The sequence below is a fragment of the Escherichia sp. SCLE84 genome (assembly GCF_012584495.1).
Taxonomy (GTDB): Bacteria; Pseudomonadota; Gammaproteobacteria; order Enterobacterales; family Enterobacteriaceae; genus ECMA0423.
Genome location: NZ_CP051430.1, coordinates 835,138 through 859,301 on the forward strand (window position 1 = coordinate 835,138; position 24,164 = coordinate 859,301).

General features: G+C 51.4%; 23 protein-coding genes. 5 read left to right on the forward strand and 18 right to left on the reverse strand.

Annotation, left to right across the window (positions count from 1 at the left end; all coding sequences use genetic code 11):
• Nucleotides 1–62: 62 nt before the first annotated feature.
• The 13 genes from paaY to paaA all read right to left on the reverse strand — a co-directional run bounded on the left by paaY (nucleotide 63) and on the right by paaA (nucleotide 11,197).
• Nucleotides 63–653 (reverse strand): phenylacetic acid degradation protein PaaY, encoded by a 591-nt coding sequence (paaY, locus tag HGD79_RS04275; RefSeq protein WP_168848311.1) that lies wholly within the window; start codon nucleotides 651–653, stop codon nucleotides 63–65.
• A complete protein-coding gene (gene paaX / locus HGD79_RS04280) occupies nucleotides 635–1,585 on the reverse strand; it encodes a phenylacetic acid degradation operon negative regulatory protein PaaX (protein ID WP_000039892.1) in 951 nt (316 codons plus the stop codon). The genes paaY and paaX overlap by 19 nt, the downstream gene beginning before the upstream one ends.
• Before the next feature lie 100 nt (nucleotides 1,586–1,685).
• Nucleotides 1,686–2,999: a phenylacetate--CoA ligase PaaK gene (paaK, locus tag HGD79_RS04285; RefSeq protein ID WP_000632286.1), complete on the reverse strand. Its 1,314-nt coding sequence runs from the start codon at nucleotides 2,997–2,999 to the stop codon at nucleotides 1,686–1,688.
• A 26-nt stretch (nucleotides 3,000–3,025) separates the two neighbouring features.
• Nucleotides 3,026–4,231 carry a bifunctional 3-oxoadipyl-CoA/3-oxo-5,6-dehydrosuberyl-CoA thiolase gene (gene paaJ / locus HGD79_RS04290; protein WP_001206190.1) on the reverse strand — a complete coding sequence of 402 codons (1,206 nt, stop codon included), beginning with the start codon at nucleotides 4,229–4,231 and terminating at the stop codon, nucleotides 3,026–3,028.
• On the reverse strand, nucleotides 4,231–4,653 hold the full coding sequence (gene paaI, locus HGD79_RS04295) for a hydroxyphenylacetyl-CoA thioesterase PaaI (protein ID WP_000018413.1): 423 nt from the start codon (nucleotides 4,651–4,653) through the stop codon (nucleotides 4,231–4,233). Before paaI ends, paaJ begins: the two co-directional genes overlap by 1 nt.
• The gene (paaH, locus tag HGD79_RS04300; RefSeq protein WP_000973362.1) at nucleotides 4,643–6,070 is read right to left on the reverse strand and encodes a 3-hydroxyacyl-CoA dehydrogenase PaaH; all 1,428 of its coding nucleotides are present in this window, start codon (nucleotides 6,068–6,070) and stop codon (nucleotides 4,643–4,645) included. Before paaH ends, paaI begins: the two co-directional genes overlap by 11 nt.
• 1 nt (nucleotide 6,071) lies before the next feature.
• Nucleotides 6,072–6,860, reverse strand: a complete 789-nt coding sequence (paaG, locus tag HGD79_RS04305; RefSeq protein WP_000969777.1) for a 2-(1,2-epoxy-1,2-dihydrophenyl)acetyl-CoA isomerase PaaG — start codon at nucleotides 6,858–6,860, stop codon at nucleotides 6,072–6,074.
• Nucleotides 6,860–7,627: a 2,3-dehydroadipyl-CoA hydratase PaaF gene (gene paaF / locus HGD79_RS04310; protein WP_001292353.1), complete on the reverse strand. Its 768-nt coding sequence runs from the start codon at nucleotides 7,625–7,627 to the stop codon at nucleotides 6,860–6,862. Before paaF ends, paaG begins: the two co-directional genes overlap by 1 nt.
• Complete coding sequence (paaE, locus tag HGD79_RS04315) at nucleotides 7,624–8,694, reverse strand: 1,2-phenylacetyl-CoA epoxidase subunit PaaE (RefSeq protein WP_000206374.1); 1,071 nt, start codon at nucleotides 8,692–8,694, stop codon at nucleotides 7,624–7,626. Before paaE ends, paaF begins: the two co-directional genes overlap by 4 nt.
• A gap of 7 nt (nucleotides 8,695–8,701) precedes the next feature.
• Nucleotides 8,702–9,199, reverse strand: a complete 498-nt coding sequence (gene paaD / locus HGD79_RS04320; RefSeq protein ID WP_001189197.1) for a 1,2-phenylacetyl-CoA epoxidase subunit PaaD — start codon at nucleotides 9,197–9,199, stop codon at nucleotides 8,702–8,704.
• Between the two features lie 14 nt (nucleotides 9,200–9,213).
• Nucleotides 9,214–9,960 (reverse strand): 1,2-phenylacetyl-CoA epoxidase subunit PaaC, encoded by a 747-nt coding sequence (gene paaC / locus HGD79_RS04325; protein ID WP_001072831.1) that lies wholly within the window; start codon nucleotides 9,958–9,960, stop codon nucleotides 9,214–9,216.
• An 8-nt stretch (nucleotides 9,961–9,968) separates the two neighbouring features.
• A complete protein-coding gene (gene paaB / locus HGD79_RS04330) occupies nucleotides 9,969–10,256 on the reverse strand; it encodes a 1,2-phenylacetyl-CoA epoxidase subunit PaaB (RefSeq protein ID WP_000073393.1) in 288 nt (95 codons plus the stop codon).
• 11 nt (nucleotides 10,257–10,267) lie between these two features.
• Complete coding sequence (paaA, locus tag HGD79_RS04335) at nucleotides 10,268–11,197, reverse strand: 1,2-phenylacetyl-CoA epoxidase subunit PaaA (RefSeq protein ID WP_000191073.1); 930 nt, start codon at nucleotides 11,195–11,197, stop codon at nucleotides 10,268–10,270.
• Nucleotides 11,198–11,481: 284 nt separating this feature from the next.
• Between paaA and paaZ the strand changes: the two genes are divergently transcribed.
• Both paaZ and tynA read left to right on the forward strand, forming a co-directional pair.
• A complete protein-coding gene (gene paaZ / locus HGD79_RS04340) occupies nucleotides 11,482–13,527 on the forward strand; it encodes a phenylacetic acid degradation bifunctional protein PaaZ (protein WP_139496364.1) in 2,046 nt (681 codons plus the stop codon).
• 247 nt (nucleotides 13,528–13,774) lie between these two features.
• The gene (tynA, locus tag HGD79_RS04345; RefSeq protein ID WP_021534099.1) at nucleotides 13,775–16,048 is read left to right on the forward strand and encodes a primary-amine oxidase; all 2,274 of its coding nucleotides are present in this window, start codon (nucleotides 13,775–13,777) and stop codon (nucleotides 16,046–16,048) included.
• Nucleotides 16,049–16,105: 57 nt separating this feature from the next.
• Here tynA and feaB read toward each other — a convergent pair whose 3' ends face one another.
• Complete coding sequence (feaB, locus tag HGD79_RS04350; RefSeq protein ID WP_000138623.1) at nucleotides 16,106–17,605, reverse strand: phenylacetaldehyde dehydrogenase; 1,500 nt, start codon at nucleotides 17,603–17,605, stop codon at nucleotides 16,106–16,108.
• 235 nt (nucleotides 17,606–17,840) lie between these two features.
• Between feaB and feaR the strand changes: the two genes are divergently transcribed.
• Nucleotides 17,841–18,746: a transcriptional regulator FeaR gene (feaR, locus tag HGD79_RS04355; RefSeq protein WP_001067523.1), complete on the forward strand. Its 906-nt coding sequence runs from the start codon at nucleotides 17,841–17,843 to the stop codon at nucleotides 18,744–18,746.
• A 171-nt stretch (nucleotides 18,747–18,917) separates the two neighbouring features.
• Here feaR and HGD79_RS04360 read toward each other — a convergent pair whose 3' ends face one another.
• Genes HGD79_RS04360 through HGD79_RS04370 form a run of 3 tightly spaced genes read right to left on the reverse strand, consistent with a single transcriptional unit; the run spans nucleotide 18,918 to nucleotide 22,073 of the window.
• The gene (locus HGD79_RS04360; protein WP_001345059.1) at nucleotides 18,918–19,247 is read right to left on the reverse strand and encodes a YdbL family protein; all 330 of its coding nucleotides are present in this window, start codon (nucleotides 19,245–19,247) and stop codon (nucleotides 18,918–18,920) included.
• Nucleotides 19,248–19,251: 4 nt separating this feature from the next.
• Nucleotides 19,252–19,437 (reverse strand): YnbE family lipoprotein, encoded by a 186-nt coding sequence (locus tag HGD79_RS04365; protein ID WP_000698141.1) that lies wholly within the window; start codon nucleotides 19,435–19,437, stop codon nucleotides 19,252–19,254.
• On the reverse strand, nucleotides 19,434–22,073 hold the full coding sequence (locus HGD79_RS04370) for a YdbH family protein (RefSeq protein WP_000900974.1): 2,640 nt from the start codon (nucleotides 22,071–22,073) through the stop codon (nucleotides 19,434–19,436). The genes HGD79_RS04365 and HGD79_RS04370 overlap by 4 nt, the downstream gene beginning before the upstream one ends.
• A 207-nt stretch (nucleotides 22,074–22,280) precedes the next feature.
• Here HGD79_RS04370 and ldhA point away from each other — a divergent pair, with 207 nt between their 5' ends.
• Nucleotides 22,281–23,270, forward strand: a complete 990-nt coding sequence (gene ldhA, locus HGD79_RS04375; RefSeq protein ID WP_000762236.1) for a D-lactate dehydrogenase — start codon at nucleotides 22,281–22,283, stop codon at nucleotides 23,268–23,270.
• A 110-nt stretch (nucleotides 23,271–23,380) separates the two neighbouring features.
• Nucleotides 23,381–23,803, forward strand: coding sequence for a heat shock protein HslJ (gene hslJ / locus HGD79_RS04380; RefSeq protein WP_001295716.1), 423 nt, complete (start codon nucleotides 23,381–23,383; stop codon nucleotides 23,801–23,803).
• Here hslJ and HGD79_RS04385 read toward each other — a convergent pair.
• On the reverse strand, nucleotides 23,800–24,066 hold the full coding sequence (locus HGD79_RS04385; RefSeq protein WP_001295715.1) for a DUF333 domain-containing protein: 267 nt from the start codon (nucleotides 24,064–24,066) through the stop codon (nucleotides 23,800–23,802). The genes hslJ and HGD79_RS04385 overlap by 4 nt on opposite strands.
• Between the last annotated feature and the right edge of the window lie 98 nt (nucleotides 24,067–24,164).

Here is a 24,164-nt window from a genome sequence, read left to right on the forward strand (position 1 = left end):
CTGTATCAGCGTTGCGGTTTAGGTATCACATGCTAAAAATTAGAACGTTCAGTATCTGGACGTTACTGTTTCGGTCGCAGATTCTCATCAAATACCAGGCGTTTCCTGCCAGGTTCAACTTCCCGCAATGGTTCGACTTGATGTAACGTCTGCTTACAGCGTGTCACCAGCACCTGATACTCATGCGTACCCTGCTTTTTCCATGCCAGCTCCTGCTCACTAAGCTCACGAATCAGTTTCGCCGGGCTGCCGACAATCAGGTAATTGGCAGGCATTTCTGCTTTGGCTTTCACAAATGCGGATGCGCCAACAATGCTGTTCTCGCCAATCACCGCACCATCCATCACTACCGCGTTCATTCCCACTAATGCATTGCGGCGGATAATGCAGCCGTGAAGGATAGCGCTATGACCAATATGCCCATCTTCTTCAACGACAGTATCCTGCTCGAGAAAACCGTGCATAACGCAATTATCCTGAATGTTCGCGCCATCTTTCACCACGATACGACCAAAATCGCCACGCAGGCTGGCATTTGGCCCAACGTAAACACCCTTGCCGAGAATAACATCGCCGATCAATACCGCTGTCGGATGGACAAAACTCTCTTCTGGCACAACCGGAGTCAGACCGTCTATCTGATAAATTGGCATAACGCCTCCTGTTCAATATTCAAACCGCCAAAACGTTGAAAATACAGGCTACCCGGCGAAGGCAGTTCACCGACCGAGGTTTCACCTTTTTCACTAACGAACGCTAAAGCAGCAGGCGCTACGCGCTGATAAATGTTGATACACAGCTGACGCGCCGTATGCCCTGCCCAGTGAGCCGGAAGCAACTCCTCCGGCAACAAAGGGTCTTTAAGGACGACACGGCGATAAAAATGGATCAGTAAAAGCTGAATATGAAATGCACGCTCCGGGGTTAACTCGTCTGCTGCCTCTTTTAACAGCTGCACCAACGGGCGGAATGACTGAATAAAGGTTTCGTACATGGCATTTTGTTCAGTTAAATGCCAGCACTCTTCTACTCTGGCACGCAGTGCTGCACGAGAAAGCGCCAGTGGTATTTGCGCTTCAAAACAAATCACGTTATCCGCCACACCCGCTTCATGCAAAAGTGTCTGTACATCGGCCAGTTTTTGCGACGGCGATGCCATCAGGCTGGGTGCCAGTGCGCCAAAACCTTGCCAGATCAACTGCTTTTTGACATCAGCCAGCGTTGATTTATCTAAACCTTCCGAAAGCAACAGGAGCCATTTACCATCCCATGCAGGTTGCTCTGCGCGATAAATTTTACTTTCTGCCCGTCGCGTCAGGCGCAAGCCTTTATCACTGAGGCTATAGAAACTGCGTCGCCCGATGCGGGAAACATCCAGCCAGCCTTCTTTATTAAGACGAAACAAAGCGGTGCGCACGAATCGCTCACCAAATCCCAGCCCTTCCAGTAAAGCAGCCAGACTACCCAGCCAGATTTCACCACCACGATGGGAAAGCGAATCACCATACAGAGAGGAGATCAAAGATGTGCCACTGACAGGAACAGCGTTTACAGCATGTTGGATAAAAGTATCAAGTTTACTCATTCGATTCAGTCTGTTGTTATTGTTGTGATTTATGAATCATAGCACAGGTCGTATCGACTTCTGGCCCTGGCGCTTTACCCCACCCGGGCCAGACGACACATCAGGCACCAACAATATTGCGCAGATCAAACACCCGACACGCCTTGCCTTCTGAACGCGGGATACTGCCACAGTTAACGATCATCACATCGGTAGAGATCCCCACCATCGACTTAATCCGATGGCGCAGCTGGTGGCATACCTGGCAACGCTGCTCATGCGTCAATGTCAGGCTACTTTCTTTCAACTCCACTTTCACAGAAAGTGAATCAAGATGCCCCCGGCGGTTCACCTCCAGTTGGTAATGCGGCGATAAATGTTCGAATTTGACAATCTCTTCTTCCAGTTGTGACGGAAAGACATTTACACCGCGAATAATCAACATGTCATCGCTGCGTCCGCTGATGCGATCCATGCGGCGCATAGTCCGCGCCGTTCCTGGTAACAGTCGGGTTAAATCACGCGTGCGGTAACGAATGACCGGCAATGCTTCTTTGGTCAGCGTGGTGAATAACAGTTCGCCATGTTCACCATCGGCAAGCGGTGTGCCGTCATGAGGATTAACAATTTCAGGATAGAAATGATCTTCCCAAATAGTTGGACCGTCGGTAGTTTCCAGACACTCCATCGCCACCCCCGGCCCCATCACTTCTGACAGGCCATAAATATCCAGTGCGGTGATCCCCAGGCGACGCTCAATTTCTTTACGCATGGCCTGTGTCCACGGCTCAGCACCAAACACGCCAACCCGCAGCGAGCAACCGCTGGCATCACCGCCCAACTGCCGCTCCAGCTCTTCAATCAGGTTAAGGCAATAAGATGGCGTAACCATGATCATATCTGGTTGAAAATCGCGGATCAGTTGCGCTTGTTTTTCCGTCTGCCCGCCAGACATCGGGATCACCGTAGCGCCCAGACGTTCGGCACCATAGTGCGCGCCCAGCCCACCAGTAAACAGGCCGTAACCATAGGCAACATGAATTTTGTCTTTGGGCGTGCCACCTGCCGCACGCAAGGAACGCGCTACAATATTGGCCCAGTTATCAATATCGTTTTGCGTATAGCCGACAACTGTCGGTTTACCTGTGGTTCCCGAAGAAGCATGAATGCGCACCACTTGTTCCATCGGCACGGCAAAGGTGTCGAAGGGATAGTTGTCGCGCAGATCCTGTTTGGTGGTACAGGGAAATTTACGCAGATCTGAAAGTTCCCTGAAATCATCAGGATGTACGCCTGCTGCGTCAAATTTGCGCCGATACATCGGGACATTTTCATACGCGTGTTTGAGCGTCCATTTCAGACGTTGTGTTTGCAACGCCTGTAACTCATCAACAGACGCGGTTTCAATCGGGTCAAGCTTTGTATTGGTTATCATTGTAGGGTACTCGCAGGTTGATATGCTCAAACACGCTCCAGAATCATGGCGATGCCCTGACCGACACCGATGCACATGGTGCACAATGCGTAACGACCGTTACGCCGATGCAGCTCATGGCTGGCAGCCAGTGCCAGGCGGGCACCACTCATTCCCAACGGATGGCCTAAGGCGATAGCGCCTCCGTTGGGGTTAACATGTGGGGCATCATCAGGCAGCCCCAATTCGCGTAGTACACCCAACGCCTGGGCCGCGAACGCTTCGTTCAGTTCAATCACGTCCATATCGTGAATACTCAGCCCCGCGCGTTCCAGCACCCGGCGAGTTGCAGGCACCGGACCAAGCCCCATCAGGCGCGGTTCCACCCCGGCGGTTGCCATGGCTACGATTCGCGCCCGCGGTGTCAGTCCTTGCGCTGCTGCCATCTGTTCACTGGCAATAATCAACGCAGCGGCTCCGTCATTCACCCCGGAGGCATTGCCTGCGGTAATCACCCCATTGGCACGAAATGGTGCTTTTAACCCACGTAACTGTTCCAGCGTCGTTTCCGGGCGCAGATGCTCATCATGTTGTATTTCTGTTACAACGCCTTTCTTGTTTTTCAACACAACCGGAACAATCTCCTCAGCCAGAATGCCTGAGGATTGCGCTTTTGCCGTACGTTGCTGACTGCGTAGCGCAAAACTATCTTGATCTTCTCGCGATATTTTTAACAGTTCAGCTACATTCTCTGCCGTTTCCGGCATGCTGTCAGTTCCAAATTGTTGAGCCATGAGCGGGTTCACAAATCGCCAGCCAATAGTGGTATCAAACATCTCAGCCTGACGAGAAAATGCACTGGTTGCCTTGCCCATAACAAACGGTGCCCGAGACATTGACTCCACGCCACCAGCGATCAGCAAATCGCCATCGCCCGCTTTAATCGCCCGTGCGGCGAACCCCAGTGCGTCCAGCCCGGAACCACACAAGCGGTTAATGGTTGTGCCGGAAACACTCTGCGGCAGCCCCGCCAGTAACGTCGCCATCCGGGCTACGTTACGGTTGTCTTCTCCCGCCTGATTAGCACAGCCGAGGATCACATCATCGATACACTCCGCATCGAGACGCGGGTTTCGCACCAGCAGCTCCCGCAAAGGGATAGCAGCCAGATCGTCAGCCCGAACACCTGATAATGCCCCACCATAGCGGCCAATTGGCGTACGAATTCCGTCACAGATAAAGGCTTCACGCATCAGGCTTCTCCTGTAATGGTGCCGCCGATGCGGTGAGATTTACCGCGAAACAGCGCAACCGTTTTTTGTTGTTGGTTAACAATTTCGATGTCGTAAACACCGGTTTGCTTGCCCTGATGACGTACCTGCGCAGTAGCAGTTAAGGTGTCTCCGGCAAAGCCTGGACGCAAAAAATCAATCGTGCAGGCAGAAGCGACGGCTGCCAGCCCCTGGCTATTGCAGGCGTAGGCAAAGGCAGTATCAGCCAGTGAAAATAGCTGCCCGCCGTGGCAACTTTGATGACCGTTAAGCATTTGTGCAGTGACGGTCATGGTCACTACAGCAAAGCCTTCATCCATTGAGATAATGTCGATGCCAAGCGCTTTGGCGCAGGCATCGTTCTCATACATTGCATGGGCATTTTGCCAGGCCTTATGACTCATAACCGCTCTCCAGAAGCGCTCGTTGGCGCAGCAATGAACATGGGCGATAGCGTTCTTCGCCATAGTGATGTTGTAGATTTTCCAGGAGCCTTAATATTCGCTGCCAGCCAAGTTGCGCTCCCCAGGCAAGCGGGCCATATGGATAATTCACCCCAAGACGCATGGCGGTATCGATATCCTGTTCAGAGGCCACGCCTTTTTGCAGCGCATCAAGGGCTTCATTGATGATCATTGCTACCGTTCGCCAAATCAGCATTCCTGGGTAATCTGCAATTTGCAGCACTGTTTTGCCCTGCTGTTGCAGGTAATAAATGGCCTTGCGGGTCGCTGAGTCCGGGTTCACCGCTGCCGCAGCAATGGTCACCACCTTGCCCGCCATTTTGTCGACCACTACCACCGGGCGTGCCAGTCGTATTGCCAGCGCCTGTGCCGTCTCGCCTTGTGTCTCAATCAATAAAACATCGTCAATTTCCGTGACGCCGTCACTTTTCTTTTCTACTTTCATTGGGCTAAAACTGTCGCTTACCGCTTCCAGGCCAACAACTGCCTCACGTTCCGCGCGCCAGTCGTACACGCCCAGCCCACTTTTCTTGCCCAACCGTCCACCAATCACCAGTTCCTGTTGCACCAGCGAAGGTAAAAAACGACGCTCCTGCCAGAAAGCGTTAAACACCGAACAGGTGACAGCAAAATTGACGTCCTGACCAATCAGATCGGTTAATTCCAGCGGCCCCATCGGGAAACCAGCGCCATCGCGAAGTGCAGCGTCAATCACTTCTGGTGCAGCAACCTGCTCTTCCAGTGCCCGCCAGGCCTCGGAATAATAAGGACGCGCCACACGGTTAACGATAAATCCAGGGGTCGAATGACAGCGCACAGGCTGCTTACCCCAACTCAACGTTAGTTCACACAACTGCTCAACAACTTCCGCTGCCGTTGCCAGCCCACTGACCACCTCCACCAACTTCATCACCGGTGCCGGGTTAAAAAAATGCAGCCCCGCAACACGTTCAGGATTTTTTACCTCCGCAGCAATCGCGGTTATAGAGATTGACGAAGTGTTAGTGGTCAATAGCGTTTGTGGCGGGCAAACTTCCGCCAGCTGTGCAAAGAGCGCTTTTTTGACTTCCAGACGTTCAGACGCCGCTTCAATGACCAGGTCCGCAGCTGCCAGCGCGTGAATATCGGTCACCGGGATCAGGCGTTTCAATGTGCGTTCACAGGTTTCAGCAGTCAGTTTTCCCCGCGTCACGCGTGAATTTAGCCGCGCGTGTATCCCGTCGATTGCGCGGGTCAGCGCTTCAGCAGAAATGTCATACAGTAAAACCTGATGTCCATGACTGGCGGCAACTTCAGCAATGCCAGCCCCCATGGTGCCGCTCCCAATCACTGCCACAGTTTGCACATTTATCATCATGCTATTTCCCCGTGAACTGCGGTGAGCGTTTAGCCAGGAACGCACTGACACCTTCACGATAATCTGCGCTCCGTCCGGCAAGTCGCTGATAGTCGCGTTCCAGATCCAGTTGCGTATCGAGCGTATTGGTTTCAGCGCTATTTATCGCTTGCTTGATAAGTCCAAGACCAAATGTCGGTTGTGTCGCCAGATGCCGTGCCAGCTGTTGCGCGGTATCTGCCAGCGTTTCATCATCAACAACCTGCCAGATCATCCCCCATTCGTGCGCCTGTTCAGCACTCAGTTGATTCCCCAGCAGTGCCAGCCCCATGGCGCGCGCTCGCCCAGCAACGCGTGGCAGTAACCAGGTTCCACCGCAATCGGGTATTAAGCCTAACTTACTAAACGCCATGACGAATTTTGCTGAACGGGCAGCAATAACGATGTCGCACCCCAGTGCCAGTGTTGCGCCTGCCCCTGCCGCCACGCCATTGACTGCACAGATCACCGGTTTTGGCAGTTTTGCCAGGCGACGTACCAGTGGGTTATAGAAACGTTCAACTGACATCCCTAAATCCGGTGCGGGGCCTGTGGGATCAACGTTACGATCGTTAAGATCCTGACCAGCACAAAATCCGCGCCCGGCACCTGTAAGTAACAGGCAACGGATAGTGTCGTCGCGCTCGACCTGTTTCAGGCACTCTGCCAGTTGTGCGTGCATCTCATCATTAAAACTGTTCAGGCGTTCCGGGCGGTTGAGCGTTAGTGTCATCACGCCCTTTTCTACATGACTGAGGATGAATTCCATCATTAGCGTCCTTTAAAGTCGGGCGTGCGTTTTTGTAAGAAAGCGGAGATGCCTTCATGACGATCTTCTGTTGCCGCCAGCAAGGTGAATAACTGTCGCTCCTGGGCAAGTCCGGCTTGCAAAGCCACTTCCTGCGACTGGCGCAGCGCTTGCTTTGCCGCTTGTAAGGCCAGCGGCGAGTGACGTGCCATTTTCGATGCCAGCTGTAAGGCGTATTCGAGGGTTAAATCGCTGGGGAAGACGTCGCTAACCAGCCCGGCCTGCTGTGCTTGCTGGGCGGTGATACTTTCTCCGCTCAGCACCATTTTGCTGGCTAACGATTTACCGACACTACGGATTAAACGTTGCGTTCCGCCTGCGCCAGGCATGATGCCGAGAGTGATTTCCGGCAACCCAAAACGCGCGTTCTCTCCGGCAACCACCACATCGCACAACAATGCCAGTTCGCAACCCGCCCCAAGCGCGTAACCATTGACGGCTGCGATAAGTGGTTTATTAAAGGCCTGCAATCGCGCCCATAGCTGCGGACGTGTATCGTTTAAGGTGGCCGCGAGATCTTTTTCTGCCATTTCGTTGAGATCGGCCCCAGCGGCAAAAAAGCGTGCATTACCGGTAATCACACAGACCGAAATGCTGGTATCGGTAGCCGCAGCTTCCAGTTCATTTACCAGTTGCATCAGCAGGGCATTATTTAGCGCATTACGTGCGGCGGGACGGTTAAGGGTCAGCAACAATACTCGTTGCTGACGGCTGACGATCAGTTCGCTCATGCCATCCCCTTCGCGTCAAAGTCAACCACCACATCGCTGGTCAGCGGCAGTGCCTGGCAACTCAACACATAACCTGCGGCCAGTTCATCCGGTTCCAGACTGTAATTGGTTTCCATCGCCACTTTGCCACGCAGCACTTTGCATTTGCAGGTCGCACAGACGCCGCCTTTGCAGGCATAGGGCAGATCAGCCCCCTGGCGCAATGCCGCATCGAGAATGCTTTCATCGTCGGCATTAAGCACGATTTCCCGATCCCGCCCATCCTGACGTACAGTCACTTTTTGTCCGTCACTTTGCACGTTAACGCTACGTTTGACGCGCGTGCCAGGCGTATTAAACCGCTCCAGATGAATGGTTTTATCTGGCATTCCCAGTGCTTTTAAGGCGGCTTCCGTCTCATCCATCATCGCCGCCGGACCACAAATAAATGCCTCATCATAAAGACGAAAATTAATGAGCGAGGCCCCAAGTGACTGTAATTTTTCACCGTCAATACGCCCGTGAAGCAGATCGCTGTCGAGGGTTTCCTGACTGAAAATGCACAACAACTGTAAACGCTGAGGATATTTGTCTTTCAGGTCTGCCAGTGCCTGGCGAAACATCATGCTCTGGCTGGTACGGTTACCGTAGATCAGGGTGAACTGACTTTCAGGCTCGGTTTGTAAAGTGGTGGCGATAATCGCCAGCATTGGCGTAATACCTGATCCTGCTGCAATAGCCAGATAGCGGCCCTGGCGTTCGGCCTGTGGCTGATAGCCGAAATGCCCCTGCGGCACCATGACCTCCAGCGTCATACCCTGGCGGATGTGTTCGCGGGCATAGCGGGAGAAACGTCCGCCTTCAATGGCTTTCACCGCCACACTAATTTCGCCAGGCAGGTAGCTGCGGCAAATGGAGTAACAACGGCGTAATTCTTCACCATCAAGACTGGCTTTTAAGGTCAAATGTTGACCGGGGCGAAAGCGATACGCCTCCTGCAAAGGCTGGGGCACCGCAAAGGTAATGGTCACCGCATCACGGGTTTCCGGCTCGACTTTTGCCACTGTTAAGGAATGAAACGTTGTCATGGCATCCTCAAATACATTTGAAATAATCGAAAGGTTCGCGGCAACTATCGCAGCGGTACAATGCTTTACAGGCCGTGGAACCAAATTCACTGATAAGTGTGGTATGGACGCTGGCGCAGCGCGGGCAACGTACTTCTGGCGGCAAATGGGCATGGCAACTGTGTCCGGCGGGCGGGCTAATGCCATACTGTCGCAGACGCTCACGGGCATCGGGGGTCATCCAGTCGGTGGTCCATGCCGGGTCGAGTTGCAGCACAACCTGAACGGGGGTAAACCCGTGGGTTGTCATTGCCTCACGTATCGCGCCAATCAAATGTTCCGTTGCCGGACAACCGGAATAAGTCGGCGTAAAGCCGATCACCCATCCTTCTCCCATCTGTGTCACATTACGCACCATGCCTAAATCGGTAATGGTCAGCACCGGGATCTCCGGGTCCGGGATCTGGCTGAGTAGCGCCCATATCTCATGAACCTGTGGCGGTGCAATGGTGGCCAGACGTTGCATACCCATCTCCTCTGTTACCATTGCTGACCGGGCAAGACACGCTGGAGATACTGCATTTCTGCCAGCATGGGTCCAAGGTGTTCGGTATGCAGTCCTTTTTTACCGCCAGTGCGATACGCCTGCTCTTGCGGTACGTTCAATGTGGCTTCGTTGATTCCGGCAAAAACTTCGGCTTCCCACGCTGCGCGTAAAGTGCGTGGATCAACCGCAATACCCTCTTCACTCAGTGCAATATCAATCTCGTCGGCATCGAACAGTTCGGCAGTAAAACGCCACAACTTGTCGATGGCCTGCTGCATCTTTTGCCCTGATACGTCAGTACCATTGCCCAGTCGCTCCAGCCAGCCACGACTAAAACGCAGGTGATAACGCGCTTCTTTAATTGCTTTGGCAGAAATCGCCGCCAGTTGCGGATCACGGCTTTCCATCAGACGGGTAAAGAGCGCCACATGCCATGCATCGATGAAATACTGGCGTGCAATGGTGTCGGCAAAATTGCCGTTTGGTTGTTCAACCAACAATAAGTTGCTGAACTGGCGCTCGTCTCGGGTGAAGGCCAGGGTATCTTCATCACCTTCTCCCGCTAATTCAGCGGCATACGATAAGAAGTTACGTGCCTGACCTAATAAATCGAGGCCAATGTTTGCCAGTGCGAGATCGATTTCCAGTTCCGGTGCGTGACCGCACCATTCCCCCAACCGCTGGGAGAGCACCAGACAGTTATCGCCCAGGCGCAAGGTGTAAGCCGTTAACTGATTCATTTCCGACCTCACATGTGCTCAATGCCATCAGGGATGGTGTAAAACGTTGGATGGCGATAGACCTTGCTTTCAGCCGGATCAAAAAATTCACCGCGTTCTTCCGGTTGCGAGGCAACAATTTCACTCGCCTTCACCACCCAAATTGAACATCCTTCGCTACGACGGGTGTAAGCATCACGGGCATTTTCCAGTGCCATCCGCTCATCGGCAGCATGTAAACTGCCAACATGGCGGTGTGATAAGCCCTGTTTGCCACGCACGAAAACTTCGTATAACGGCCAGTAAACATTACTCATTTTGAATCTCCTTATGCGACCTTACGGGCAAGTTGTTTTTGTGCATGGGCCAGCGCTGCTTCCCGTACCCAGGTACCTTCTTCCCAGGCTTTACGTTTGGCGTCGAGCCTCTCCTGATTACAAATTCCGCGACCGTTAATTACTTCGTTAAACTCCTGCCAGTCGATCTCACCAAAGCGGTAGTGACCGCTTTCAGTGTCAAAATGCAGATCCGGGTCAGGAACGGTCATACCGAGCATTTCAACCTGTGGAACGGTGTTGTCCACGAAACGCTGGCGGAGTTCGTCGTTGGTGAAACGTTTGATTTTCCAGGCGAGACTTCTGGCGCTGTTTGGCGAGTTATCATCGTTTGGCCCGAACATCATTAAGGCTGGCCACCAGAAACGGTTAATGGCGTCTTGCAACATCTGCTTTTGAGCTTCGCTGCCCTGCGCCAGTGCCATGCAGGCTTCAAACCCCTGACGCTGGTGAAAACTCTCTTCTTTGCAGATTTTCACCATTGCTCTGGCATACGGGCCATAAGAAGTTCGGCATAACGCCACCTGATTGACGATCGCTGCGCCATCCACCAGCCAGCCGATAACGCCGATATCAGCCCAACTCAATGTCGGATAATTAAAGATGGAGGAATATTTCATCCGTCCGTCGAGCATTTTTTGGTAGATGTCTTCTCTGGCACAGCCCAGTGTTTCGGCGGCGCTATAGAGATACAGACCATGACCGGCTTCATCCTGCACTTTGGCTAACAGAATGGCTTTACGCCGCAAGGTTGGTGCGCGAGTGATCCAGTTACCTTCAGGCAACATACCAACAATCTCGGAGTGCGCATGCTGCCCAATCTGGCGGATCAATGTCTTTCGGTAAGCATCGGGCATCCAGTCCTGCGGCTCGATAGCCGTTTCCTGGGCTATCCGTTGTTCAAAGCGTTCTTCTTGGGTCACGTCATCACCTTTACGATTCCAGTTTTCGTGAATTAATTAAAAACACGAATCACGTTGTTTTATGAAAGCTACACAATGGTTAACTAAAGTCACAAATTTTGTATACTTGAACTGTGACAGATTTCGCACTCTATTTTGATAACTCATTATTTATCAGTGCATTAATGTTTTTAGTAGTTGATATACAGATCACGCAGTTAACATTTCGTTAAAAGATCCCTTGCTTTTTATGATTCGCGATTTAACTATTAGAAACAGAAATGTGAAACATCTGGAGAGTAGCGATGCAGCAGTTAGCCAGTTTCTTATCCGGTACCTGGCAGTCTGGCCGGGGCCGTAGCCGTTTGATTCACCACGCTATTAGCGGCGAGGCGTTATGGGAAGTGACCAGTGAAGGTCTTGATATGGCGGCTGCCCGCCAGTTTGCCATTGAAAAAGGTGCCCCCGCCCTCCGCGCGATGACCTTTATCGAACGTGCGGCGATGCTTAAAGCGGTCGCTAAACATCTGCTGAGTGAAAAAGAGCGTTTCTATGCTCTTTCTGCGCAAACAGGCGCAACGCGGGCAGACAGTTGGGTTGATATTGAAGGTGGCATTGGGACGTTATTTACTTACGCCAGCCTCGGTAGCCGGGAGCTGCCTGACGATACGCTGTGGCCGGAAGATGAATTGATCCCCTTATCGAAAGAAGGTGGATTTGCCGCGCGCCATGTACTGACCTCGAAGTCAGGCGTGGCAGTGCATATTAACGCCTTTAACTTCCCCTGCTGGGGAATGCTGGAAAAGCTGGCACCAACGTGGCTGGGCGGAATACCAGCCATCATCAAACCAGCTACCGCGACGGCCCAACTGACTCAGGCGATGGTGAAATCAATTGTCGATAGTGGTCTTGTTCCCGAAGGCGCAATTAGTCTGATCTGCGGTAGTGCTGGCGACTTGTTGGATCATCTGGACAGCCAGGATGTGGTGACTTTCACGGGGTCAGCGGCGACCGGACAGATGCTGCGAGTTCAGCCAAATATCGTCGCCAAATCTATCCCCTTCACTATGGAAGCTGATTCCCTGAACTGCTGCGTACTGGGCGAAGATGTCACCCCGGATCAACCGGAGTTTGCGCTGTTTATTCGTGAAGTTGTGCGTGAGATGACCACAAAAGCCGGGCAAAAATGTACGGCAATCCGGCGGATTATTGTGCCGCAGGCATTGGTTAATGCTGTCAGTGATGCTCTGGTTGCGCGATTACAGAAAGTCGTGGTCGGTGATCCTGCACAGGAAGGTGTGAAAATGGGCGCACTGGTAAATGCTGAACAGCGTGCTGATGTGCAGGAAAAAGTGAACACATTGCTGGCTGCAGGATGCGAGATTCGCCTCGGTGGTCAGGCGGATTTATCTGCTGCGGGTGCCTTCTTCCCGCCAACCTTATTGTACTGTCCGCAGCCGGATGAAACACCGGCGGTACATGCAACAGAAGCCTTTGGCCCTGTCGCAACGCTGATGCCAGCACAAAACCAGCAACATGCTCTGCAACTGGCTTGTGCAGGCGGCGGTAGCCTTGCGGGAACGCTGGTGACGGCTGATCCGCAAATTGCGCGTCAGTTTATTGCCGGCGCGGCACGTACGCATGGGCGAATTCAGATCCTCAATGAAGAGTCGGCAAAAGAATCCACCGGGCATGGCTCCCCACTGCCACAACTGGTACATGGTGGGCCTGGTCGCGCAGGAGGCGGTGAAGAATTAGGTGGTTTACGAGCGGTGAAACATTACATGCAGCGAACCGCTGTTCAGGGTAGTCCGACGATGCTTGCAGCTATCAGTAAACAGTGGGTGCGTGGTGCGAAAGTCGAAGAAGATCGTATTCATCCGTTCCGCAAATATTTTGAGGAGCTACAACCAGGCGACAGCCTGCTGACTCCCCGCCGCACAATGACAGAGGCCGATATTGTTAACTTTGCTTGCCTCAGCGGCGATCATTTCTATGCGCATATGGATAAGATTGCTGCTGCCGAATCTATTTTCGGTGAGCGTGTGGTGCATGGGTATTTTGTGCTTTCTGCGGCTGCGGGTCTGTTTGTCGATGCCGGTGTCGGTCCGGTCATTGCTAATTATGGGCTGGAAAACTTGCGCTTTATCGAACCCGTAAAGCCAGGCGATACCATCCAGGTGCGTCTCACCTGTAAGCGCAAGACGCTGAAAAAACAGCGTAGCGCAGAAGAAAAACCAACAGGTGTGGTGGAATGGGCGGTAGAGGTATTCAATCAGCATCAAACCCCGGTGGCGCTGTATTCAATTCTGACGCTGGTGGCCAGGCAGCACGGTGATTTTGTCGATTAATCGGTGAATGAAGGGCAACGGCGAATAGTTGCCCTTTTATTTCACTAAATTTTGTGACGTTGTCACATTATGCATGATGTGTACATCTATTTTCAGGGCATCCACTGTATGAAAAGCTGGCACACCTGCCAAACAACCTGGCAGGTGCAGGCAATCCCCTTTGCATCAGTACTGATAATGTGAACCTGACTAAACCGCCCACAGAGCGCGGTTGCTAACAAGAACACAACATCTGACGAGGTTAATAATGGGAAGCCCCTCTCTGTATTCTGCCCGTAAAACAACCCTGGCGTTGGCAGTCGCCTTAAGTTTCGCCTGGCAAGCGCCGGTATTTGCCCACGGTGGTGAAGCGCATATGGTGCCAATGGATAAAACGCTTAAAGAATTTGGTGCCGATGTGCAGTGGGACGACTACGCCCAGCTCTTTACCCTGATTAAAGATGGCGCGTACGTGAAAGTGAAGCCTGGTGCGCAAACAGCAATTGTTAATGGTCAGCCTCTGGCACTGCAAGTACCGGTAGTGATGAAAGACAATAAAGCCTGGGTTTCTGACACCTTTATTAACGATGTTTTCCAGTCCGGGCTGGATCAAACCTTTCAGGTAGAAAAGCGCCTTCACCCACTTAATGCGCTAACTGCGGACGAAATTAAACAGGCCGTTGAAATTGTTAAAGCTTCCGCGGACTTCAAACCCAATACCCGTTTTACTGAGATCTCCCTGCTACCGCCAGATAAAGAAGCTGTCTGGGCGTTTGCGCTGGAAAACAAACCGGTTGACCAGCCGCGCAAAGCCGACGTCATTATGCTCGACGGCAAACATATCATCGAAGCGGTGGTGGATCTGCAAAACAACAAACTGCTCTCCTGGCAACCCATTAAAGACGCCCACGGTATGGTGTTGCTGGATGATTTCGCCAGTGTGCAGAACATTATTAACAACAGTGAAGAATTTGCCGCTGCCGTGAAGAAACGCGGTATTACTGATGCGAAAAAAGTGATTACCACGCCGCTGACCGTAGGTTATTTCGATGGTAAAGATGGCCTGAAACAAGATGCCCGGTTGCTCAAAGTCATCAGCTATCTTGATGTCGGTGATGGCAACTACTGGGCACATCCCATCGAAAACCTGGTGGCGGTCGTTGATTTAGAACAGAAAAAAATCGTTAAGATTGAAGAAGGTCCGGTAGTTCCGGTGCCAATGACCGCACGCCCATTTGATGGCCGTGACCGCGTTGCTCCGGCAGTTAAGCCTATGCAAATCATTGAGCCTGAAGGTAAAAATTACACCATTACTGGCGATATGATTCACTGGCGGAACTGGGATTTTCACCTCAGCATGAACTCTCGCGTCGGGCCGATGATCTCCACCGTGACTTATAACGACAATGGCACCAAACGCAAAGTCATGTACGAAGGTTCTCTCGGCGGCATGATTGTGCCTTACGGTGATCCTGATATTGGCTGGTACTTTAAAGCGTATCTGGACTCTGGTGACTACGGTATGGGCACGCTAACCTCACCAATTGCTCGTGGTAAAGATGCCCCGTCTAACGCAGTGCTCCTTAATGAAACCATCGCCGACTACACTGGCGTGCCGATGGAGATCCCTCGCGCTATCGCGGTATTTGAACGTTATGCCGGGCCTGAGTATAAGCATCAGGAAATGGGCCAGCCCAACGTCAGTACCGAACGCCGGGAGTTAGTGGTGCGCTGGATCAGTACAGTGGGTAACTATGACTACATTTTTGACTGGATCTTCCATGAAAACGGCACTATTGGCATTGATGCCGGTGCTACGGGCATCGAAGCGGTGAAAGGTGTTAAAGCGAAAACCATGCACGATGAGACGGCGAAAGATGACACGCGCTACGGCACGCTTATCGATCACAATATCGTGGGTACTACACACCAACATATTTATAATTTCCGCCTCGATCTGGATGTAGATGGCGAGAATAACAGCCTGGTGGCGATGGACCCAGTGGTAAAACCGAATACTGCCGGTGGCCCACGCACCAGTACCATGCAAGTTAATCAGTACAACATCGGCAATGAACAGGATGCCGCACAGAAATTTGATCCGGGCACGATTCGTCTGTTGAGTAACCCGAACAAAGAGAACCGCATGGGTAATCCGGTTTCCTATCAAATTATTCCTTATGCAGGTGGTACTCACCCGGTAGCAAAAGGTGCCCAGTTCGCGCCGGACGAGTGGATCTATCATCGTTTAAGCTTTATGGACAAGCAGCTCTGGGTAACGCGTTATCATCCTGGCGAGCGTTTCCCGGAAGGCAAATATCCGAACCGTTCTACTCATGACACCGGTCTTGGACAATACAGTAAAGATAACGAGTCGCTGGACAACACCGACGCCGTTGTCTGGATGACCACCGGCACCACACATGTGGCCCGCGCCGAAGAGTGGCCGATTATGCCGACCGAATGGGTACATACTCTGCTGAAACCATGGAACTTCTTTGACGAAACGCCAACGCTAGGGGCGCTGAAGAAAGATAAGTGATTGTTTCAGACAAAAAAACGGCACCAGGTGCCGTTTTTTACTTATGAGCGAACCAGATTAATACCGTACACACACCGACTTAGTTTCACACCAACTGTCCAGCCAGTCGGGGCCAAAATCACGGCCCGTTCCTGACTGCTTCATCCCACCAAACGGTAAGTTAGCGTCAATTAAGGTATGGCTGTTTACCCACACCGTCCCTGCCTGTAAGCGATCGCTATATTCCAGAGCCTGGGAGAGATTTTGCGTCCAGACACTGGCAGTTAAGCCATATTCCGTGTCGTTTGCCAGTTGTAACGCCTCTTCTCCATCCGCTACCCGCACCAGGTTTACCACCGGACCAAACACCTCTTCACGAGTTAAACGCAATTTAGCATCGGGATTTACCACCAGCGTTGGCGCAACATAATACCCCTCTCCGGCTGGTCCATTCGACCCGCGAATCAGCTCTGCTTGCTGTGCCTGCGCATCGTCGAGGAATGAACACACTTTGTCGCAGTGCGCACGAGAAACCAAAGGGTTAATCTGTGCAACAGGTGACATCCCCGGTCCCACTTGCAACGATTTTACCGCCTGCTCAAATCCACTAACCAGCGTGTCAAACAACGGCGCTTCAATATAAATTCGCGAACTGGCGGCGCATACTTGCCCCTGATTCAGGAAGCTTCCGGTCATCAAGCCTTCAATAACCCATTGCGGATCAGCATCTTTTAATACAATTGCCGGGTTTTTACCGCCCAGTTCCAGCGTTACACGCGTTAAGCGATCAGCAGCAGTTCTGGCAATACCTTTTCCCGTCGCGGTTGAACCGGTAAAACTGATTTTCGCAACATGAGGATGTGACGTCAGGGCCGCGCCGCATACAGCACCTGACCCGGTGACCACATTAAAAACGCCATCAGGAATACCAGCTTCGCTGGCCAGCTCCGCCACGCGCAACATCGTCAGTGGCGTGGTTTCCGAAGGCTTAATCACGATTGAACAGCCTGCTGCCAGTGCTGGCATCACCTTCCACATACCAATCATCAACGGAAAGTTCCATGGCACAATTCCCGCTACCACGCCAACCGGCTCTTTACGCGTCCAGGCCTGATAACGCGCCCCCTGGGGTAAAGGAATCGACAAGTCCAGCGTCTTACCCGCGATTTTGGTCGTTAACCCGGCGGTATAACGCATCCAGTTCAGCGTACAGCCCACTTCAAAAGCACGAGAAATGGCAATTGACTTGCCTTGCTCCAGGGTTTCCAGTTGCGCCAGCTCCTCACTGTGCTGCTCCACCAGATCAGCAAAACGTAGCAGAATACGTTCACGCTCTGCGGGTAATCGCCCGGCCCAGCGACGCGAGACAAAGGCCCGCCAGGCAGACATGACTGCGTTATCTACATCCGCTTCGTTGGCATCAGCAGTTGATGCAATTTCTTGCCCGGTGGCCGGATCAAAGATCGCCAACCGTTTTTCACTTTGTGCGGGGCCAGGACGACCATCAATATAAAGACCGTGTTGACGATCGAGAAACTGTTGGACCTGGCTTAATACTGCTACATGCGGCTCTGTCATCACTTTTCCTTATTATTTACCCAGTGTGATTTCAGTGTACGCAGCGACAAGAAAAGTCACTTTTTTCGCTGTGACATTCGCTTTGTCAGCTGTGACAAGCTCCGCAAATCGTGACAATAACCGCTTATGTCTCTATGCCTGACAAGACTTATTTCCTATAGTCAGGCTCATTAGCTTCGTTTATTGCAACACAAATGCAACAATAAAAATACATTTCACAGAGCGAAAACGTGCCATGAACCCCGCAGTGGATAATGAGTTTCAGCAATGGCTTTCCCAAATCAATCAGGTATGCGGAAATTTTACCGGACGCCTGCTGACTGAGCGTTACACGGGTGTACTGGAAACGCATTTTGCCAAAGGACTAAAGCTGAGCACCGTGACAACCAACGGAGTGAATTTATACCGCACCTGGCAGGAAATAAAAGGCAGCGACGATGCCTGGTTTTACACCGTTTTTCAACTTAGTGGTCAGGCAATAATGGAGCAGGATGAGCGTCAGGTGCAGATTGGCGCTGGCGATATTACGTTACTCGATGCCTCACGCCCCTGTTCGCTTTACTGGCAGGAGTCTTCTAAACAGATTTCATTACTTTTGCCACGCACTCTGCTGGAACAATATTTTCCCCATCAAAAACCTGTCTGCGCAGAAAGACTGGACGCTGACTTACCCATGGTGCAACTCAGTCATCGCCTGTTACAGGAGAGCATGAATAATCCGGCACTTTCTGAAACAGAAAGTGAAGCTGCGCTACAGGCGATGGTGTGTCTGCTTCGCCCGGTACTTCATCAGCGGGAATCTGTTCAACCTCGTCGTGAACGTCAGTTTCAAAAAGTGGTTACGTTGATAGACGATAATATTCGCGAAGAGATATTACGCCCGGAGTGGATAGCCGGAGAGACAGGTATGTCAGTACGTAGTTTGTACCGAATGTTTGCCGATAAAGGTTTGGTAGTCGCGCAATATATTCGTAACCGTCGTCTCGATTTTTGTGCAGATGCGATTCGCCATGCCGCAGATGATGAAAAACTGGCAGGCATCGGCTTTCATTGGGGATTTTCTGACCAGAGTCATTTTTCAACGGTATTTAAGCAACGCTTTGGGATGACGCCAGGCGAGTATCGACGTAAATTCCGCTAACTAATTGGCGTTGTGTGTACTGCAACGCCAATTAGTTAAAACAGATATTTGACTATGCATTTTTCAGGGCGAAAGGCAATTTGACAGGAGTTTTTGAATATTCACCTTGTTTCAGGAAAATAGATCAATCGCTTTCTCCTGTAGCGTTATCCCGATATTGCGGTTTTGCTATTAAAATTTTCGCACCCATTTACCGTTTATCCCTTGTACATATTCCCCCGGTTTGGCCCGAGCTACGAGCTTTTGCCCGGCGAGTTTCGCGATATCATCTACAGACACATTATTTTGCTTTGCCAGTTGTTGGTAACTCGCTTTACGTTCGGCATTAATGTCGGTTACTAATTTCTCTGTTTCAGCATCCGTTTTCAGCGCAACCAGATAACCATAAAATGTTTCACCTACCCGCCCCTGAGTTCTGGCTTCATCCAGAGTCAATGCCATTACATTGCTGCTTACCAGCCCAACAAGAAACGCACAAAAAAGTAATGTTTTCTTCATCATCGCCTCAGAAAAGATCGCTACGAGTTTCAAGCAGCTCTTCGACATCTTTGTCTGCCTTGATGATGATCTCATGCTCAATTTTAACGTTCATATTGATAGTGATCGGTTCCTTGGGCGCAGCGACTTCAATACGCGGCGTACAGGCAGCCAGCATAAAAGATGACGTCAACGCAGCCAGTAAAATTTTCATTGTTTTTCCTCACACTCTTTTCCTTGCGGACAGTCATTTCCCGGCAGACGTGCGTTCTGCTCCAACCATGCCTGGAGATTATCGCCAAAGCGTAAACTGCGCCACAGCGTAAAAATATTCTCTTCATGATGGTAATTAAGGTTTACCGTACCGCTTTTACCATCAACGCGACTGGTACCTGTAATGTTGGCCTGCATGGTTAATAAACCGAGATTATCTAAGTTAATTTTTGTCGATGACCGGCTAATTTCCATATAGCGCAACCAGTTAATTGCTGAACCCGCAGTCATATTGTCTTTCACCACCGCATCTGCGGTGTCTTTATCCAGCCGCAAGGTCATTGGCCCGCTATTTGCCAGCCAACCATCTTTCACTATCCATTTTTCGCTGTTTAGCCATAACGGCAATGCACCACTAAATGCCCCGGACATGGCGAATTGTTTCGGATTGACGGCGCTAACCAGTTCGCTGGATGAGAGATTATTCAGCCGCAACAGTGCCGGGTCATGTTGCGGCATACGTAATTGTTTCATCAGTACGTTACCGCCTAACACATCGACGCTAACATCAGTCAACAGCAAGGGTTCTTCTTCAGTCCACGGATAACGCCCTTGCAAATCAGCCGTAATATTTTTCGCTGTCACCAGATTAATCACTTCGGCAATTCGCAACGTAACGGGGCCGCGAGTCCCCAGATGCCAGGCTCCATCGGCAAAACGGAAAGGCAGGACAAAATCGACACCGTTAACCTGATTATCTGGCATCCAGGCACTACCGCCTTTCAACACGCCGTGTCCTCCCGCGCGGAATCCTTGTTCAGGCGCAGCAGAAAATGCAACCTGAGCATACAGTTCACCATCGCGTAAGTTCATCTTCCAGTCGGGTGGCACCAGCGGCTGGAATACAGTCAGTGATTGTTTTGGCCACCAGGCGTTACCGCGCAGACGAATACCGTCCCAGCGACCATTTACCCGAACCGGGCCAATCTCACCAGCATGTAAATCGCCTTTAAAGAGGAAATACGTCGGATCGCGCCCATCGACGCTAAATTTTAAGGTTGATGGCGGTAACACACTGCCGCCAGTGAACAGCGTTTGCCCGGCGTCCAGTGACAGCGCGCCGCTGAAGGAGGGATGCTGTGCGTCACGTACCCAGACGACGGGCTTGTCGAGAATTAATCGCGGCTTTTCTACCGTCATCGTACCGTATTGTAACTGGTCGAAACCGGTGGAGAGGTCGGTCAGCGTAATCGTGCTGTCATGCCATTCACCTTTTCCTGCGACATCCCAGGTGGCATTCATCGGTGTAAAACTGCCTTTTCCCCAGTAGCGCCACTGCCAGCGGCCCGCGTCAGGGAGAAAATCATTCGCCAGCCCATCCATATGCAGCACGAAATCGCCCAGTTCATTTTCATGCGCCTGCAAAATGGCCTGCAAACGTCCGTCAACACCACGTTGGGTGACTTTTACACCCGCTAAAGGCCAGCGGATTTCATCGATGTCCAGCGAATCGATGACTCTTCCCTTCGAACGTAATAACGCGCCTGGCTCAAAGGCCAGCGTTGGGTCAGTCAGACTTCCACTTAGCTGCGCGGGTAAGCGGGCATATAAAATGAGGTCCGCCTGTTTCGCTTCACCGGTCAGTTGCAGAGGCAGCTGGCTGTTATCCATGCTTAATTTTCCTGGGCCAAAATTTAGCACCGCGTTGCCTTTACCCGCTTGCCCCTGGGTCAGCACACTCAGTCGTCCGCTGATCAGAGCGTTCTCAAGCCCTGCCTGCCAGTTGTCGACTTTGACACCCAGTCGGCCACTCAAAGGAAAACCTGCATACGGCCAACTCCAGCGACCATCGCTTACGGTCAATTGTTGACGAGTAATTTGCCACGGCAAATCGAGCAACGGATCGCCGTTATCCCGTGCCAGCACAATCAATTGCCCGCTATTTTCCTGCCAGTCCAGCTCTGCATCCACCAGTGACGGTTCCTGCGGCAAGTTTAACGTCGCAGTAGCATGCCCACTTACAGGAAGTCCATCCGGCACGAGCGGCATAGTAAATTCCCCCACCAGTTTAACCGGCGGCTGATTTTCAAACGCGACGACATCCAGTTCGCTGACTGTAAGTTGTTGCCCTTTCAGCTGGCCTTGAAATTTAACTTTTTCGCCCTGATAACGCAGTTGCTGGATATCAGAGGTTAATGCGAGAGAGAGTTTTCCCTGCCATTCCTGCCAGGGAGAAAAAATCAGTTTATCGATATTGATCCAGGTGTTAGGCAGCATGGACTGCCACTGCGCGAGGGTTTTTGGAGCAGCTGGCGATTGCTCCGTCTGCGGCAATTTCGCCAGACAAGCAGAATCAAGTTCTACCGTGCCGACGTTCAATAACCAGCGGCTGGGATGTGAAAGGCTGGCGTTGGTGATATGCGCAAGCTGACAATCTCCCACCAGATAACGGAGATCGGGAATGATTAAACCTTTACGCGTAATGCGTGGGCTTTCATCTAATGCAATACGTGTCCCGAGCGGTAGCCAGATGCCCGCCAGAGTGGGAACCCACAGCCCGAGCGTCATCAACAGCGTCAACGGCACAAGAATAATCAGTAATAACAGCGCGAGAACGGCTTTATATTTACCCAGCATGGGTAGTTAATATCCTGATTTAGCGAAAAATTAAGCATTCAATACGGGTATTGTGGCATGTTTAACCGTTCAGTTGAAGGTTGCGCCTACACTAAGCATAGTTGTTGATGAATTTTTCAATATCGCCATAGCTTTCAATTAAATTTGAAATTTTGTAAAATATTTTTAGTAGCTTAAATGTGATTCAACATCACTGGAGAAAGTCTTATGAAACTCGCCGTTTATAGCACAAAACAGTACGACAAGAAGTACCTGCAACAGGTGAACGAGTCCTTTGGCTTTGAGCTGGAATTTTTTGACTTTCTGCTGACGGAAAAAACCGCTAAAACTGCCAATGGCTGCGAAGCGGTATGTATTTTCGTAAACGATGACGGCAGCCGCCCGGTGCTGGAAGAGCTGAAAAAGCACGGCGTTAAATATATCGCCCTGCGCTGTGCCGGTTTCAATAACGTCGACCTTGACGCGGCAAAAGAACTGGGGCTGAAAGTAGTCCGTGTTCCAGCCTATGATCCAGAGGCCGTTGCTGAACACGCCATCGGTATGATGATGACGCTGAACCGCCGTATTCACCGCGCGTATCAGCGTACCCGTGACGCTAACTTCTCTCTGGAAGGTCTGACCGGCTTTACTATGTATGGCAAAACGGCAGGCGTTATCGGTACCGGTAAAATCGGTGTGGCGATGCTGCGCATTCTGAAAGGTTTTGGTATGCGTCTGCTGGCGTTCGATCCGTATCCAAGTGCAGCGGCGCTGGAACTCGGTGTGGAGTATGTCGATCTGCCAACCCTGTTCTCTGAATCAGACGTTATCTCTCTGCACTGCCCGCTGACACCGGAAAACTACCATCTGTTGAACGAAGCCGCCTTCGAACAGATGAAAAATGGCGTGATGATCGTCAATACCAGTCGCGGTGCATTGATTGATTCTCAGGCAGCAATTGAAGCGCTGAAAAATCAGAAAATTGGTTCGTTGGGTATGGACGTGTATGAGAACGAACGCGATCTGTTCTTTGAAGACAAATCCAACGACGTGATCCAGGATGACGTGTTCCGTCGTCTGTCTGCCTGCCACAACGTGCTGTTTACCGGGCACCAGGCATTCCTGACAGCAGAAGCTCTGACCAGTATTTCTCAGACTACGCTGCAAAACTTAAGCAATCTGGAAAAAGGCGAAACCTGCCCGAACGAACTGGTTTAATCTTGCCGCTCCCCTGCAATCCAGGGGAGCTGATTCAGATAATCCCCAATGACCTTTCATTCTCTATTCTTAAAATAGTCCTGAGTCAGAAACTGTAATTGAGAACCACAATGAAGAAACTAGCCGCGTTTGTTGCGCTAAGCCTGCTGATGGCGGGATGTGTAAGTAATGACAAAATTGCTGTTACGCCAGAACAGCTACAGCATCATCGCTTTGTGCTGGAAAGCGTAAACGGTAAGCCCGTGACCAGCGATAAAAATCCGCCAGAAATCAGCTTTGGTGAAAAAATGATGATTTCCGGCAGCATGTGTAACCGCTTTAGCGGTGAAGGCAAACTGTCTAATGGTGAACTGACAGCCAAAGGGCTGGCAATGACCCGTATGATGTGCGCTAACCCGCAGCTTAATGAACTCGATAACACCATTAGCGAAATGCTGAAAGAAGGTGCACAAGTGGATCTGACCGCGAACCAGTTAACGCTGGCGACCGCGAAACAGACATTAACTTATAAGCTGGCGGATTTAATGAATTAATAGCTGCCACAGCTCCCGGCGGCAAGTGACTGTTCGCTACAGCGTTTGCCGTTGGGTAATGCACACATCCCAATCGCCGTACCATCCAGTTGACGGGCAACAGAAAGCGAACCGCCGATCATTGCACAATTTGCTTCTCCACTACTGGACATCGACGCTTTTAAACCTGGCGCTACGTGCGCCGCAGTCGCCTGCTGAACAGGTTCACTACTACACGCCGACAACAATAAAGCGGCACACCCTACCCAAAACGCTGCTCGCATCTTTTCTTCCTCTGATCTTCAAGCCAAACGACACCGCCATAAATAATAGGCAGCACAGAGGGCGACGTCGAGAGCTGTCCTGCGCGTTGCCCCGCATT